At 48.8% G+C, this 14693-nt stretch carries 14 protein-coding genes; 11 read left to right on the forward strand and 3 right to left on the reverse strand.

Annotation, left to right across the window (positions count from 1 at the left end; genetic code table 11):
- Positions 1-80 precede the first annotated feature (80 nt).
- The gene (locus ACN0UN_RS09955; protein ID WP_417659847.1) at positions 81-779 is read left to right on the forward strand and encodes a response regulator; all 699 of its coding nucleotides are present in this window, start codon (positions 81-83) and stop codon (positions 777-779) included.
- On the opposite strand, the gene ACN0UN_RS09960 is transcribed toward ACN0UN_RS09955, so the two are convergent.
- On the reverse strand, positions 757-4134 hold the full coding sequence (locus tag ACN0UN_RS09960; RefSeq protein WP_417659848.1) for a PAS-domain containing protein: 3378 nt from the start codon (positions 4132-4134) through the stop codon (positions 757-759). The two genes, ACN0UN_RS09955 and ACN0UN_RS09960, sit on opposite strands and share 23 nt — an antisense overlap.
- Positions 4135-4136: 2 nt before the next feature.
- Positions 4137-4763 carry a trimeric intracellular cation channel family protein gene (locus tag ACN0UN_RS09965; protein WP_128352989.1) on the reverse strand — a complete coding sequence of 209 codons (627 nt, stop codon included), beginning with the start codon at positions 4761-4763 and terminating at the stop codon, positions 4137-4139.
- A 187-nt stretch (positions 4764-4950) separates the two neighbouring features.
- Between ACN0UN_RS09965 and yajC the strand changes: the two genes are divergently transcribed.
- Genes yajC through ACN0UN_RS10015 form a run of 10 tightly spaced genes read left to right on the forward strand, consistent with a single transcriptional unit; the run spans position 4951 to position 12849 of the window.
- Complete coding sequence (gene yajC / locus ACN0UN_RS09970) at positions 4951-5286, forward strand: preprotein translocase subunit YajC (protein WP_339878427.1); 336 nt, start codon at positions 4951-4953, stop codon at positions 5284-5286.
- A 19-nt stretch (positions 5287-5305) separates the two neighbouring features.
- Entirely contained in the window at positions 5306-7153 is a 1848-nt protein-coding gene (gene secD / locus ACN0UN_RS09975; protein ID WP_417659849.1) for a protein translocase subunit SecD, read from the forward strand.
- 9 nt (positions 7154-7162) lie between these two features.
- The gene (secF, locus tag ACN0UN_RS09980; RefSeq protein WP_417659850.1) at positions 7163-8110 is read left to right on the forward strand and encodes a protein translocase subunit SecF; all 948 of its coding nucleotides are present in this window, start codon (positions 7163-7165) and stop codon (positions 8108-8110) included.
- Between the two features lie 31 nt (positions 8111-8141).
- Complete coding sequence (gene yaaA, locus ACN0UN_RS09985) at positions 8142-8924, forward strand: peroxide stress protein YaaA (protein WP_417659851.1); 783 nt, start codon at positions 8142-8144, stop codon at positions 8922-8924.
- 19 nt (positions 8925-8943) lie between these two features.
- The gene (locus ACN0UN_RS09990) at positions 8944-9810 is read left to right on the forward strand and encodes a DUF3014 domain-containing protein (protein ID WP_417659852.1); all 867 of its coding nucleotides are present in this window, start codon (positions 8944-8946) and stop codon (positions 9808-9810) included.
- Entirely contained in the window at positions 9810-10418 is a 609-nt protein-coding gene (locus ACN0UN_RS09995) for a lysophospholipid acyltransferase family protein (RefSeq protein ID WP_417659853.1), read from the forward strand. Before ACN0UN_RS09990 ends, ACN0UN_RS09995 begins: the two co-directional genes overlap by 1 nt.
- Before the next feature lie 50 nt (positions 10419-10468).
- Entirely contained in the window at positions 10469-10933 is a 465-nt protein-coding gene (ribE, locus tag ACN0UN_RS10000) for a 6,7-dimethyl-8-ribityllumazine synthase (protein ID WP_128352982.1), read from the forward strand.
- An 11-nt stretch (positions 10934-10944) separates the two neighbouring features.
- Entirely contained in the window at positions 10945-11364 is a 420-nt protein-coding gene (gene nusB / locus ACN0UN_RS10005; RefSeq protein ID WP_128352981.1) for a transcription antitermination factor NusB, read from the forward strand.
- 12 nt (positions 11365-11376) lie between these two features.
- The gene (thiL, locus tag ACN0UN_RS10010) at positions 11377-12372 is read left to right on the forward strand and encodes a thiamine-phosphate kinase (protein ID WP_417659854.1); all 996 of its coding nucleotides are present in this window, start codon (positions 11377-11379) and stop codon (positions 12370-12372) included.
- A gap of 3 nt (positions 12373-12375) precedes the next feature.
- Positions 12376-12849 (forward strand): phosphatidylglycerophosphatase A, encoded by a 474-nt coding sequence (locus ACN0UN_RS10015; RefSeq protein WP_417659855.1) that lies wholly within the window; start codon positions 12376-12378, stop codon positions 12847-12849.
- Here ACN0UN_RS10015 and dxs read toward each other — a convergent pair.
- Positions 12817-14691: a 1-deoxy-D-xylulose-5-phosphate synthase gene (gene dxs / locus ACN0UN_RS10020; protein WP_417659856.1), complete on the reverse strand. Its 1875-nt coding sequence runs from the start codon at positions 14689-14691 to the stop codon at positions 12817-12819. The two genes, ACN0UN_RS10015 and dxs, sit on opposite strands and share 33 nt — an antisense overlap.
- Positions 14692-14693: the final 2 nt, after the last annotated feature.

Below are 14693 nucleotides of genomic sequence, written 5' to 3' on the forward strand. Positions count from 1 at the left end.
CAGTATGTTCTAACCCCATACAGTGGTTACCTGATATTGATTGCGGGTAACCACTGACTTTTTTCTTTGGACGCGCTAGCATGACCACTTCAGTTTCCATTCAATCAGGTTCAGGCATGGCGCGTGCAATTATCGCTGATGATCATCCATTATTTCGAGCTGCACTAAAACAAGCACTAGCAGAAACGCTGGATGCTCCTATTCTTGAAGCTGCCTCATTTGAGCAATTATTAGAATTAATTCACGCACACCCACAGATTGAACTGGTGTTACTGGACTTAACCATGCCTGGCAACAAGGGGCTGACCGGTCTAACGTCACTGCGTAGTCGCTATCCAGATATTCTCGTTGTGATTGTCTCCGCGAATGAGCAGGTTCCTACAATTCGCCAAGCAATGGCTTTCGGGGCAAGCGCATACATTCCTAAGTCGATGCCACTGGTTGAATTGCAACAGGCCGTGCATAGCGTGCTGGCGGGGGACACTTGGTTACCCGAATATTTGCGTGATGCAGTCGACGCAGAGTCGCCCACAGAATATGTTGATTTCGCACAGCGATTGGAACAGCTTACCCCGCAACAGTTTCGCGTTTTAGAATGCTTGGCAGACGGTTTGCTCAACAAGCAAATTGCGCATGAACTGAATGTTCAAGAAACCACCATCAAGCAGCATGTCTCGGCTATTTTGCGTAAATTGAATGTAATCAACCGCACTCAAGCCGGGATTATCTTTAAACAAATGCTTAATTCGTCAGGGTTTAACGCCGAAGCAGACGTTTAATAAGCCGTTTCAGAGCTGCGGTTTTAATGGGTTTTGGCGTGAATGACGCGTGGTTGGCAATCACTTGCTCGCGCACGTTCTCGTCAGGGTCGGCTGAATTGATTATTGCGGGTAGCTGCCAATCGCCGAAATGTTCGCGCACCGCATGCAATACGTTAATGCCCGTATCGTTATTATCAAGATGGTAATCAAACACCAGCAAATCTGGTTGCGCCGAATTCCACGGCAGTTGGTCTCGGTTCGCTGCAGTAGCAACCGTTGCTCCCCAACTTTCAAACAACTGCGCCATCGCTTGTAATACGCTAGCGTCATTGTCGAGCAGCCACACGCGAATATCTTGTAAGAACATCTCAGAAGCCGCCGGGGCGTTTGCTCGGGTGCGCGATAATTGGCGTTGCCAAGTAACGTTATGAAAAGTAAGTGTGAACACGGTGCCGCGCTCAACTTGAGATTCAAGCGATAAAGGAATATCCAACAGCCGGCACATGCGCTCCACAATGGCGAGGCCAAGACCTAAGCCGGGGTTATCGCCACTTTGATTAACCTGATGAAACTCTTTGAAAATTTTATTGCGTTGATCATTAGGTATGCCGCGTCCGGTATCGATAACTTTAAGCTGAAGCGAGTTTTCCCGGCGTTTTGCGCCGATTAAAATTTTACCCTGGTCGGTGTAACGCACAGCATTCGACAGCAGATTTTGCACAATGCGGCTGATCATTTTGCGGTCGGTGGTGAGTTGCGCGCGGGTTGGTACATAGCGTACTTGAATGGCTTTATCTGCAGCAATAACCTGCTGGCTGTCCACCAAGGGTTGAATAATGTCATGCAATGCAACCAACTGCTGATTAACCGGAAGGTTTCCGGCTTCCAGGCGCGTCATTTCCAGTAGCATGGTTAGCAATTCTTCCGCATTGTGCAGCGACTGCTGTATTTGCCGGGCAAGTTGCGCGGGCTCGTCAGTTAGCCGTTGGGCCAACATATCGCAAAATAGGGTTGCAGCGTTAAAGGGCTGCATTAAGTCGTGACTTACCGCCGCGAAAAAGCGCGATTTACTTTGGTGAGCGCGCTCTTCGGCTTGTTTTGCTTCCAATAACTGCGCGGTTCTATCGGCAACGCGTTGTTCCAGCTCAATGTTCACTTTTTCAAGCGCACGTTGAGCCTGTACCAATTCAGTGATATCGGTATAGGTTGTCACAAAACCACCACCCGGCATCGGTGCGCCTTGCAGTTCAATGACATGATCGCCTTGCTGGCGCTGGTAGCGGTAGGCACTGCCTTGGCGTAAATAATTGATGCGCTTGTCAACTTCATCATCAAGATCAGAATTCGCGTCAGCATTAATTAAGCCGCGCTTCGCATTGTAGCGAAGCAAGTCGGCGACCGGCATGCCTGCTTGCAAGAATCCGGGCGGATATTGAAATACTTCAACATAACGGTGATTCCATGCCACTAACCGTAAGTCTTGATCAATAACACTAATACCTTGCGGGATGTTCTCAACCGACGCTTGCAGCAGTTCGCGGTTGAACTTATAAAGCTGCGACGCTTCGGTGGCCCAGGTTACAACTTGCGCAATGGGCACAGTCGGTTGCTGCGTTACCGTATCAAGTAAGATGCGGCTGGCGGCACTACCTATGACTGCAGAAAGTTCACGCTCTATACGTGCCAAAAGAGTTCCCGGCACCAATTCATCGGCTGGGGCGGTGGTTAAGTCATGGTTTAACCGCTCACTGAGACGTTCCAGTTCAATAGAGTCAAAAAAACGCGCTAACAACTGGCGCAACCGACCCCACGAAATCGCTTGATGTTGATACAGCTCTGGGTGGCCACCGGTTGGGTCAGTAAACAAACGGTGCTGCTGTTGCTCAACAGAGTTGGCCTTGATGAGCCAAGAAAACACGATGTAGATAACGAGATTGGCACCTAAGCTGGCGAGTACCCCTGAGCTTAAGTCAACGTCAGACAAACCGCGGTTCAATTGGATAGACGGGATAAATAGCAACCATAACCACATGGCGGTACCAACCGCTATGCCAATACTGGCGCCAGCTTTGTTACCACGTTGCCAAACCAAGCCACCAAGCAGTGCTGGCGCAAGTTGTGCCAGCAACGCCAAAGACAATAGGCCAGCGTTGACTAAGGGTAAATTTGCTTCGGTGAGTTTGTGAAAGCCAAACGCCAGCAAGATAATAACCGCGATGGTGGTGCGGCGAATGCGTAATATACGTTTCGGGGTGAAGGTAACATTACGCAGTTTGCGCTTGGTTGCACGCAACCAAAACGGCATCACCACGTCGTTAGACATCATAATACTGAGTGCCAGGGTTGCGATAATAACCATACTTGTGGCGGACGCTAAGCCGCCAATGAACGCAACTGTGGTTATCCATGGGGTATCGGCTTGCAATAATACCGAAATCATAAAGGTGTCGGACTGAGCGGCTTCCGGAACCATCAGTAAACCCGCAAGTGCGATGGGTAAGATAAACAAATTAATCGCGAACAAGTACAGCGGAAAAGCCCATCGTGCGGTCCTGAGCTCTTCTGGGTCAGTATTTTCAATGTAACTGACATGAAATTGCCGCGGTAGGCAAAACATTGAAATGCCGCCCAATAAAATATGGGTTAAATAAACGAACCCACCGCTTGGCTGACCTTCCAATACAGAACTGACTTGTGCTGACTGAGCGGCCTGCAAGAACACATCGGCAACGCCATCAAATAACGAATAACTTACGTAGATACCCACACCCATAAACGCCAGTAACTTCACCACGGACTCAAATGCGACAGCATCCATAAGTCCCGAGTGTTGCTCAGCAAGGCTCATGCGGCGCGTACCAAATAAAATTGCGAACATCATCATGGCCAGCGCAACGAGAGCGGCAATATCACCAAACCACGGGAGCGGTTTGTCGGCTAAGCCGGTTACAGCTGCAAAACTTCCGGTTACCGCGCGTAATTGCAGCGCAATATAGGGCACAATACCGATAAGGGCGATAAGCGCCACCGCCAAGGCAAGTGTCGGCGATTTGCCATATCGGTGGCTGATAACATCGGCAATTGAGGTAAGGTTTTGTTGCTTACACACGTGCAGCAAACGCATCTGAATACGGTGCGCAAACAGAAACACCAGCATGGCACCAACATAGGTTGGCGCTACTGACCAGCCGTAGTGGGCAGATTGTGTAATGGTGCCGTAGAACGCCCAGGTGGTGCAGTGAATGCCTTGGGCTAGTGCGTAACGGTAGGGTTTAACTTGGTTCGGTGGTTTACGTTCACCGCGGTAGGCGATGCTGTATAGAATTGCGATATAGGCAATGGCAAGCAGTATAGCAACGCCAGTACTTAGCATGGTTAACGGTGCCCGTCGTTGTGCTCATGAAATACAATGAGCGACCATTGCCAACGAATTGCGCCCAGCCGAATGAGAATGGTTGTTACCCCGCCAACCACAATTGCGAGCAGTTGCGAGTAGGGTGCAATAAACACAAAAACGGTAGCGCCTATCAGGCACGTTGTGGCGTACAGCTCACCTTTTAGTACCATGGGCACATCGCGCGCGAGTACATCGCGAAGCATACCGCCGAAACAGGCCGTCATCGTGCCCATAATGATGCAGATTAACGGTGAAAAACCTGCTTCTAAAGCCTTTAGCGCGCCCATGACGGTGAAGAAGCCAACACCCACAGCATCGGCTAAAAGTAAGGTTTTTTGATGAATGTAATCTTTGTAGCGCAGCCACAAAATAGTGACTAATGCGGCTAAAGCAACGGTGTATAGATAGTTGGGGTCATACACCCAAAATACCGGCATATCGAGAATGAGATCGCGCGTGGTGCCGCCGCCAATGGCGGTTACCGTGGCAAGAACAATCACGCCGAAACCGTCCATGTTCTTGCGAAAGGCCAACAGGGTGCCAGAAACCGCAAAAACGGCCACACCTAAATGGTCAATCCAATAAAATAGCGTCGCTAGGTCCATATTATCGTTGTTCTTCCAATTATTTGCGCTCACTGAACACTCAGTGTACGTCAATTTTCTCCCTATTTAAGCAGAAATTCGTTAGAATGCCCGCCATTCATTAAAAATTAGAGAATTGGGCTTGTTTGCACTACATTTAGCCCCATCTCTAACCTCAACAACTTAAAAATACAGAAAGGGGATATTCATGGATTTCTTAATTCCAACAGCATACGCACAAGAAGCCGGCGCACCTCAAGGCGGCGGTATGGAACTTATTTTCATGTTGGTTATGTTCGGTTTGATCTTTTATTTCATGATCTACCGTCCACAAGCCAAACGCGTTAAAGCGCACAAAGAACTTATTTCAAACATCGGTAAAGGTGATGAAGTATTGATGAACGGTGGTTTCGTTGGCCGCATTACTAAAATCGCTGAAGATAAAGACTTTATGGTGATTGCAGTTGCTGAAGGTATGGAAGTAACTGTGCAAAAATCAGCAGTTACCGCAGTACTGCCAAAAGGTACGATGAAGTCTCTGTAACATGAGATAAGGATTTAACGTGTTAAATAAGTTTCCGCTCTGGAAAAACCTGATGGTCATCGCTATTTTGGCGGTGGCTGCCTTGTATGCGTTGCCGAACATTTACGGTGAAGACTATGCGGTGCAAATTTCCGCCAGCCGAAATGCCTCGATTACAACCGATACGCTAGGCACTGTTGAACAAACCTTGGAACGGCTGGAAATACAACCGAAAGGTGTCACGCTTGAGAATGATCAAATCTTGGTGCGTGTTAACTCTGACGTTGAGCAGTTACAGGCCCGTGACGAGATTTTGCGTGATTTAGGCACCGATTACATTGTGGCGTTAAACTTAGCGCCGGCCACACCGGATTGGCTTGCTGATCTTGGTGCTGAGCCAATGAAGCTGGGCCTTGATTTACGTGGTGGTGTTCACTTCTTAATGGAAGTGGACATGCAAGAAGCCACACGCAAAATTCAAGATCAAATGCGTGACACAGTGCGCGCCGAACTGCGTGAAGAGCGTATTCGTTCTACCAGCATTCGTCGTCAAGACAGTGATGTGGTGGTTGAGCTGCGCACCAGTGAAGACTATGCGGCGGCAGAGCAGTACTTAGATAACCGTTATCCAGGTTATACGCTCATCGAAGAAGAAGGCAGCCAAACACTGCGTCTTCGTATGACTGAAGCGAAATTAAAAGAAACTCAAGACTACGCGATTTCTCAAAACGTCATCATTTTAAGAAACCGTGTGAATGAACTGGGTGTTGCAGAACCTGTGGTTCAGCGCCAAGGTGCTGATCGCATCGTGGTGCAGCTTCCGGGTGTTCAAGACACTGCGCGCGCTAAAGAAATACTTGGCGCGACCGCAACGCTGGAGTTTCGTCTGGTTGACAACGAAAATAGCCTACGTGACGCCGAGATGGGGCGCGTGCCTTTTGGTGCTGAGCTGTTCCCAAATCGCAACGGCGGTAACACCTTACTGCGTGAAGACGTGATTCTTACGGGTGACCACATTGTCAACGCCAGTTCAGGCTTCGACGAAAATCAACGCCCGCAAGTCAGTATTTCCTTAGACGGCGCCGGTGGCGACAAAATGTCTTTGGCCACGCGTGATAACGTCGGCAAGCCAATGGCAACCTTATTTATCGAGTTTAAGGCCACTGGTGAGCGTGACGAAAACGACCGTATTGTGTTTGAACGCCATGCCGAAGTTATTAACGTTGCAACCATTCAATCACGCTTGGGCAGTAACTTCCGTATTACCGGTATCAGTTCACAGCAAGAAGCGCAAAACCTTGCGTTGTTATTGCGTGCTGGTGCGTTGATTGCGCCAATTCAGATTGTCGAAGAGCGCACCTTGGGCCCAAGTTTGGGTAAAGAGAATATCGCGCTAGGCACACAGGCAATTATCTGGGGCTTCTTGTTGGTTGTTGCCTTTATGATGGTTTACTACAAAAAGTTTGGTTTGGTGGCAAACCTTGCGCTTACTGCAAACCTGGTACTGATTATTGGCGTTATGTCGATGATTCCAGGTGCAACGCTTACCTTGCCGGGTATGGCAGGTATCGTACTTACGGTTGGTATGGCGGTCGACGCTAACGTACTTATATTTGAGCGAATACGCGAAGAAATAAAAGCGAAACGCAGCCCGCAGCAAGCGATACATCATGGTTACGACAGTGCATTCTCAACCATTATGGACGCGAACGTAACCACCTTGATTGTTGCAGTTATCTTGTTTGCTATCGGCACCGGCCCAGTGAAAGGCTTTGCCGTAACGTTAGCAATCGGCATTATCACCTCGATGTTTACCGCAATTGTCGGTACCCGTGCAGTTATCAACGCTGTTTGGGGTGGCAAACGCATCGATAAGTTGTCGGTATAAGGGGAATTTATGCACGAGTTAATTAAAGCAAACAAAACACTTCCATTCATGCGCTTTCGTTTTGGCGCATGGATATTCAGTGGCCTATTGATAATCGCGTCCATTGTAAGCTTGAGCGTTAATCAGCTGAACTGGGGCTTAGACTTCACTGGCGGTACCGTCATTGAAGTGGGTTATGAAACATCAGCGGATTTACCTGCGATTCGTAAATCACTAGATGCCAATGGTTTCGGTGGTGCCGTTGTACAGAACTTTGGTACCCAACAAGACGTGTTGATTCGCGTGGAACCGCAAGAAGGTGTGAAAGCGCAGCAGTTGGGTAACGAAATTCTATCCATTTTGCGCACTGAAAGTGACGGTGCAGTGGAAATGCGCCGAATTGAATTCGTTGGGCCGCAAGTGGGTGATGAATTAACGGAACAGGGCGGTTTAGCCATGTTGACCGCTCTAATTTGTATTCTCATTTATATTGCGATTCGCTTCGAATGGCGATTAGCGCTTGGCGCGGTAGGTGCCTTGGCGCACGACGTTATTATCACGCTGGGTTTATTTTCCGTTTTAGGTTTAGAGTTTGATCTTACCGTATTAGCAGCTTTACTTGCTGTAATTGGTTACTCGATAAACGATACCGTGGTGGTCTGTGACCGAATTCGAGAAAACTTCCGTAAGTACCACAAGGGTACTTCTGAAGAAACCATCGATGGCGCACTAACCGATACCATGAGCCGCACAGTGATCACGTCATTAACAACGGTGCTGGTATTAACTGCTTTATTCTTATTAGGCGGTCAGTTAATTCACGGTTTCGCTACAGCATTATTATTCGGTGTAGTAATTGGTACGTATTCATCAATTTACATTGCCAGTTCGCTCGCCTTAGCGTTAGGTGTTAGCCGTGAAGACTTAATGCCACCAGAAGTAGAGAAAGAGGGCGAAGACCTCGAACCAATGCCTTAACAGGCGCGGCAAGAATAAAACGGAGATAATTATGCTGGTAGTCATTTCACCTGCTAAAAATTTGGATTACGACAGTCCTTTACCGACTGACAAGCACAGTCAGCCGCGTATGTTGGAGCGGGCCCAAGAGCTGGTGGATCGTTGCCAGGCTTTATCTCCGCAGCAGCTCAGCGAGCTGATGAAGATTAGCGATAAATTGGCAGGATTAAATGCCGCTCGATTTACCGAGTGGCATACTCCGTTTACGACCAACAACGCTCGCCCTGCAATCTATGCTTTTGACGGCGATGTTTATTCAGGTCTCGCCGCCGAAAAACTTTCTGAAGATGCAATTTCATATGCTCAGGAACATTTACGCATATTGTCGGGTCTATATGGTGTATTACGGCCATTGGACTTGATGCAACCATACCGTCTCGAAATGGGTACCAAGTTAGACACTGCGCGTGGGCGTAACCTTTATGAGTTTTGGGGTGACGAAATCACCGACATGTTGAATGAAGATTTAGATACGATTAAGTCTGATATCGTCATCAACTTGGCATCACAGGAATATTTTTCCAGTGTGCAACTGAAACGCTTAAATGCGCGTGTTATTACACCGGTATTCAAAGATGAGAAAAACGGTCAATTCAAAGTGATTAGTTTTTGGGCGAAAAAAGCACGCGGTATGATGACTCGGTACATTATGACTGAGCAACCAAAAACAGTGGCTGAACTGCGCCAATTTAACGCCGGTGGTTATCGCTTTAACGCGGACGAGTCTACTGAAAGCGAGTTGGTATTTTATCGCGCTGAACGCGACCAAAAGTAACACTGTTAAGGGGTATGCAATGAGAGATTTTGGGCAGGAGCAAGGGCAGCCAGCTGCGACGTCTACGCACAAAGGTAAGCTAATCTTAAGCGCCATTGTGGTCATCGCAATTGCGATTGTCGTCGTGTTTTGGGTAGCACAGCAGCAAGATAAGCAAGCAGCGCCTGAAATTAAGCAACCGGAACCCGTCTCTCAGCCAGCTCCTGAACAACAACCTGAACCGACTGAACAGCCTGAAATTGACGAGCCAATACCTGAAGTTAGCGAAACGGTTGAATTAGAACCTGAACCAGCTCCAGAGCCAGCGAAGCCACTACCGAAGTTAGCGGAAAGCACAGAAGTTGTGTTGGCTGAGCTGCAAGAAGCCGAGCAGGATATCGCTCCAATTGTCAGCAAGCAGATAATCCGTGACGCAGTGGTGTTTGTGGACAACCTGCGTCAAGGCATGGTGATTCGTGAGAAGGCTGTTATCGAAGGTCCGAAAGCTCAATTCCGTGTACTGGAACAGAACGGTAAAATCTATATTGACCCGCGTAGCTATGACCGATACAACCCGATTGTGGACTGGTTTGTAAGCTTGGACACTGAAGTTCTGGTAACGATGATGGGCCGTTATCGGCCATTAATCAGCGACGCGCTTGCGGAGATTGGTTACCCTGATCAGAATCCGAACGATGTGTTACTGGAAGCTATCGACACGTTGTTAGCAACGCCTTCGGTAGGCACTGTCATTGAATTGAACGACGACAGTGTAATGTACCGTTATGCGGACCCTACCTTAGAAGAATTGCCTGCTGCGCAGAAACAAATGTTACGTACGGGCCCAGATAATATTCGCCGTATCAAACTGAAACTTGAGTCAATACAACAGGCTCTTATGCAGTAATGAAAGACGCGTCATCAGTTCAAATTCCTGCGGAAATTCAAGGTGACTTTCCGCTTCGGGGAAACGCTTTTAGCCGTTGGCTTGGGCGTGCCGGCCTATTCTTACTCGGTGGTTGGAAAGTTGAAGGTGACCTACCCCAGGTACGCAAAGCCATTATTCCGGTTGCTCCTCATACATCGAACTGGGACTTTTTCATCGGTGTGTTTGCGATGTTAGCGTTAGGTTTAAATTTAAGTTTCTTAGGCAAGCACACAATATTTCGTTTCCCAGTTAACGGGTTACTGCGCTGGTTGGGCGGCATCCCAGTCGACCGACGTGCTGCTAGTGGTGTGGTGGAACAAATGGTTACGCAATTTAAGCAGCGCGAACACCTTATTTTGGCGCTGTCGCCAGAAGGTACCCGCAAGAAAGTTGATGAATGGAAGAAAGGTTTTTTACACATAGCCCAGTCCGCGAAGGTACCCGTAGTACCGATTGCACTCGACTTTTCCCGTAAAGTTATTGAAATCACCCCAGCACTGATGATCCGCGGCGACATTGACGCCGAATTGCTGCGCGTTAAGGCCGCTCTAGCGCATGCGGTCGGAAAACATCCAGAACATGCCTGATTGGCAAATTTGTGCTATTATCGCGCCGATTTTAAGAAAAGGATTCAACCATGAAAGTTATTGAAGGCGGAATTGCCGCTCCAGGTAAGAAATTTGCGATTGTCGTCTCTCGGTTTAACCACTTTGTGGTTGATAGCCTGTTAGAAGGCGCTTTAACAACGCTGAAGCATTATGGCCAAGTAAATAGTGATGATATCACTGTGGTACGTGTGCCTGGTGCCTATGAAATTCCACTGACAGCGAAAAAGCTCGCGAAGTCAGGTAACTACGATGCGATTATCGCTGTTGGCGCAGTTATCCGTGGTGGTACGCCGCATTTTGATTTTGTTGCTGGCGAGAGTAACAGTGGCCTTGGTCGCGTTGCCCTTGAGCACGAAGTACCCGTTGCATTCGGTATTATAACCACCGACAGCATTGAGCAAGCCATTGAACGTAGCGGTACCAAAGCCGGCAATAAAGGCTCCGAGGCGGCACTCAGCGCACTCGAAATGGTTAATGTTCTGAGCCAAATTTAAGAGAGTTGATAATGAAACCAGCTGCACGCCGTAAGGCTAGAAAACTTGCCGTACAGGCGATTTACTCATGGCAATTAACGCAAAATAGCATGAGTGATATCGAAGCACAGTTTTTAACCGATAACGACACCAGTAAAATTGATGTGGATTACTTCCTTGCCTTAGTGCGAGGCGTAGCCGGTCAATCAAATACTTTGGATGCGTCGCTTGAACCGTTTTTAGACCGCCCACTGAAAGATCTCGATCAAGTAGAGCGCGCGGTATTGCGATTAGCCGCCTATGAATTACGTGAGCGGCTAGACGTTCCTTATAAGGTCGCAATCAATGAAGCGATTGAGCTTGCAAAAGCGTTCGGTGCTGATGACAGCCATCGTTTTGTAAATGGTGTGCTCGATAAAGCAATTGATTCCCTTCGCGCTGCTCGCCAGTAGGTGAGAAACGATATGGCCTTTGGTGAGTTCGATCTCATTGAAACCTATTTCACGCACCGCCTACCCAAGCGAGACGATGTAGAAATAGGCATCGGCGACGATGGTGCTGTTACTCGAGTTCCAGATAATTCTGACTTGGTTATCGTAACCGATACCATGGTGCAGGGTGTTCACTTTGATGAGGAAACGCCTGCCCGAGCTGTTGGCCATAAGATTGTCGCCATTAACTTAAGCGACCTGGCAGCCATGGGTGCCGAGCCCGCATGGATTAGCCTGGCAATTAGTTTGCCGCAAATTAACCAAGAATGGCTAACCGGCTTCGCGCATGGGTTGCGGGAAATCTGTGACTACTATAACTGTCAGTTAATCGGCGGTGACACCACCCAGGGGCCGTTATCGATTACGGTAACAGCACATGGTTTTGTTCCGCGCGGCAAAGCCGTTCGTCGTGATGGGGCCAAGCCCGGTGACTGGCTTTATGTAAGCGGCACCTTAGGTGATGCAGGCCTAGCGTTAGCCGCTCGTCAACATCGCCGTAAGCTTAATCCTGATTATCAACGCCGCTTAACAGAGCGGCTCTATTTCCCTTCACCACGGGTTGCCCTAGGGCAGTCTTTACGCGGCATAGCCAGCAGCGCCATTGATGTATCTGATGGTTTGTTGGCTGATATCAAGCATGTGCTCAAAGCCTCCCACGTCGGCGCGCGTATCAGCGTGGATGAATTGCCATTGTCGATGGCGTTAACGGAAAGCCTTTCGGCTGAAGAAGCTTTAATGTATGCGTTAACCAGCGGCGATGACTATGAATTGTTATTTACCGTGCCAGAATCACAACGTGGACTATTTGATACAGTAACCGCGCACAGCCCCAGCAAACCGGTTTGTATTGGCAGAATTACCAGTGACGTAGAAGTGCTGCAGCTACGGCACGGCGATGAACCTTGGGAATTACCGGAAATCGCACATGGCTTTGAACATTTCAGTTCTCCAGCCGTTGAGTCGGAATAAGCCATGAAACGCTTATTGCTGCACCCCGTTCACTGTTTAGCGCTTGGGTTTGGTAGTGGCCTGGCACCAAAAGCACCGGGCACCTTCGGCACATTAGCGGCCATTCCACTCGTATTCGCAATGCAGTATTTGAATTTGGTCGGCTACGCTTTGGTGACAATCATAGCGGCAGTGGCAGGGCTATGGATTTGCGGGTATACCGCAAAAGCGCTCGGTGTACACGACCATCCCGCGATTGTCTGGGACGAAATTGCCGGCTATATGATTGCAATGTTTGCACTGCCATTTACTTGGTACAACGTACTTGGCGCGTTCGTGCTTTTTCGGTTTTTCGATATCTACAAACCTGGCGCAATTGGCTGGTGTGATAAAAACCTAAAAGGTGGGGCGGGGATCATGGTTGATGACTTGCTGGCCGGATTGGCCAGCGTCACCGTATTACACTTACTTCATACGGGCTTTAATTTGTTCTTCTAAGCCCGCTGCGTCAAGCTTCAGTTCGTGGCGAATCTCGTCTTGGCTACCGTGTTTAATAAAGGCGTCTGGCAAACCTAAGTGCAAGAGTTGCATAGCTTTCCCTTGCGATGCCAAATACTCACTTACCGCACTGCCAGCACCACCAGCAATTACGTTCTCTTCAACCGTTACGATAAGTTCATGTTCAGCGCAAACGCTATCAATTAAGTCAGTGTCGAGTGGCTTCACGAAGCGCATATCGACTACCGTGGCATTGATTGCTTCGGCGCAGGTTTGAACATCTTCAAGCAGGGTACCGAAATTTAAAATAGCCACGCGTTGCCCATTTTTCACAATGCGGCCCTTGCCAATCGGCAGTTGCTGCATGTGCTCGTCCATCGTAACGCCAATACCGTTACCACGTGGGTAGCGCACAGCCGCAGGGCCTTGATGCAGGTGCCCGGTATAGAGCATGTTGCGGCATTCGTTTTCATCGCTAGGCGCCATAATCACCAGGTTAGGCACGCAGCGCATGTAACTTAAATCAAATGCGCCTTGGTGGGTTGGCCCGTCAGCACCAACAATGCCCGCACGGTCTATCGCGAACAATACCGGCAAGTTTTGTATCGCTACGTCATGAATCAATTGATCATAACCACGCTGTAGGAACGTTGAATAGATAGCAACAACGGGGTTGTAACCGCCAATGGCTAAGCCAGCCCCAAAGGTAACCGCATGTTGTTCAGCAATGGCTACATCGAAATACTGGTCAGGATATTTTTGGGAAAACTCGACCATGCCGGAACCTTCGCGCATGGCTGGCGTAACCGCCATGAGTTTGCCATCCGTTGCCGCCATTTCACACAGCCAATCGCCAAACACTTTGGAATACGACGGGGTGCCCGGCTTCTTGCTCGGCAGCGATGTTTGTTTTGGGTCAAATTTAGGCACGCCGTGATAACCGATAGGGTCTTTCTCAGCTGGCCCATAGCCTTTGCCTTTGCGGGTAACCACATGTAAAAACTGCGGGCCTTTTAAGCTACGCATATTACGCAGTGTATCCACCAGCAGGTTCACATCGTGCCCATCAATTGGGCCAATGTAGTTGAAGCCAAGTTCTTCAAAAATAGTACCGGGCGCAACCATGCCTTTCACATGTTCTTCAGCACGGCTGGCAAGATGCGAGATACCGGGCATACCTTGCAGTAATTTTTTACCACCTTCGCGAATCGAGGTGTAAACCTTGCCGGATAAAACGCGAGCAAGGTGATTATTCAGTGCGCCAACGTTTTCCGAAATCGACATGTCGTTGTCATTAAGAATCACTAACATGTCGGGTTTAATATCACCCGCATGATTGAGTGCTTCAAAAGCCATACCGGCAGTAATCGCGCCATCACCAATTATGGAAACGACTTTTTGCTGACTGTTGTTGCGCTGCGCGGCAATCGCCATACCTAAAGCTGCACTTATTGAGGTGCTGGAATGGCCAACGCTTAGTGTGTCGTATTCGCTTTCTTCACGCCATGGGAACGGGTGCAACCCATCTTTCTGACGAATGCTATGCAACTGATTCTTGCGGCCAGTCAGTATTTTATGCGGATACGCCTGGTGGCCAACATCCCAGACCAATTGATCATGCGGGGTTGAATACACATAATGCAGCGCCACGGTGAGTTCCACCGTACCTAAGCCCGAAGCTAAATGCCCGCTGCTCTGGCTAACCGAATTAAGCAGAAACTCACGCACTTCCGCACATACCTGCGGTAGCTGACGCTCATGAAGTAAGCGTAAGTCTGCCGGTAGGTTGATAGTGTCCAACAAAGTTGCTGAAGACGTTGAGTGACTGCTAGGTGACGACATGT

The organism is Pseudidiomarina sp. (assembly GCF_048267825.1).
Lineage (GTDB): Bacteria > Pseudomonadota > Gammaproteobacteria > Enterobacterales > Alteromonadaceae > Pseudidiomarina.

Excerpts from the sequence above, each read along its gene's own strand:
- ACN0UN_RS09955 (WP_417659847.1), top strand. The coding sequence starts at position 81 with ATGACCACTTCAGTTTCCATTCAATCAGGTTCAGGCATGGCGCGTGCA.
- ACN0UN_RS09960 (WP_417659848.1), bottom strand. The coding sequence starts at position 4,134 with ATGCTAAGTACTGGCGTTGCTATACTGCTTGCCATTGCCTATATCGCA.
- ACN0UN_RS09965 (WP_128352989.1), bottom strand. The coding sequence starts at position 4,763 with ATGGACCTAGCGACGCTATTTTATTGGATTGACCATTTAGGTGTGGCC.
- yajC (WP_339878427.1), top strand. The coding sequence starts at position 4,951 with ATGGATTTCTTAATTCCAACAGCATACGCACAAGAAGCCGGCGCACCT.
- secF (WP_417659850.1), top strand. The coding sequence starts at position 7,163 with ATGCACGAGTTAATTAAAGCAAACAAAACACTTCCATTCATGCGCTTT.
- yaaA (WP_417659851.1), top strand. The coding sequence starts at position 8,142 with ATGCTGGTAGTCATTTCACCTGCTAAAAATTTGGATTACGACAGTCCT.
- ACN0UN_RS09990 (WP_417659852.1), top strand. The coding sequence starts at position 8,944 with ATGAGAGATTTTGGGCAGGAGCAAGGGCAGCCAGCTGCGACGTCTACG.
- ACN0UN_RS09995 (WP_417659853.1), top strand. The coding sequence starts at position 9,810 with ATGAAAGACGCGTCATCAGTTCAAATTCCTGCGGAAATTCAAGGTGAC.
- ribE (WP_128352982.1), top strand. The coding sequence starts at position 10,469 with ATGAAAGTTATTGAAGGCGGAATTGCCGCTCCAGGTAAGAAATTTGCG.
- nusB (WP_128352981.1), top strand. The coding sequence starts at position 10,945 with ATGAAACCAGCTGCACGCCGTAAGGCTAGAAAACTTGCCGTACAGGCG.
- thiL (WP_417659854.1), top strand. The coding sequence starts at position 11,377 with ATGGCCTTTGGTGAGTTCGATCTCATTGAAACCTATTTCACGCACCGC.
- ACN0UN_RS10015 (WP_417659855.1), top strand. The coding sequence starts at position 12,376 with ATGAAACGCTTATTGCTGCACCCCGTTCACTGTTTAGCGCTTGGGTTT.
- dxs (WP_417659856.1), bottom strand. The coding sequence starts at position 14,691 with ATGTCGTCACCTAGCAGTCACTCAACGTCTTCAGCAACTTTGTTGGAC.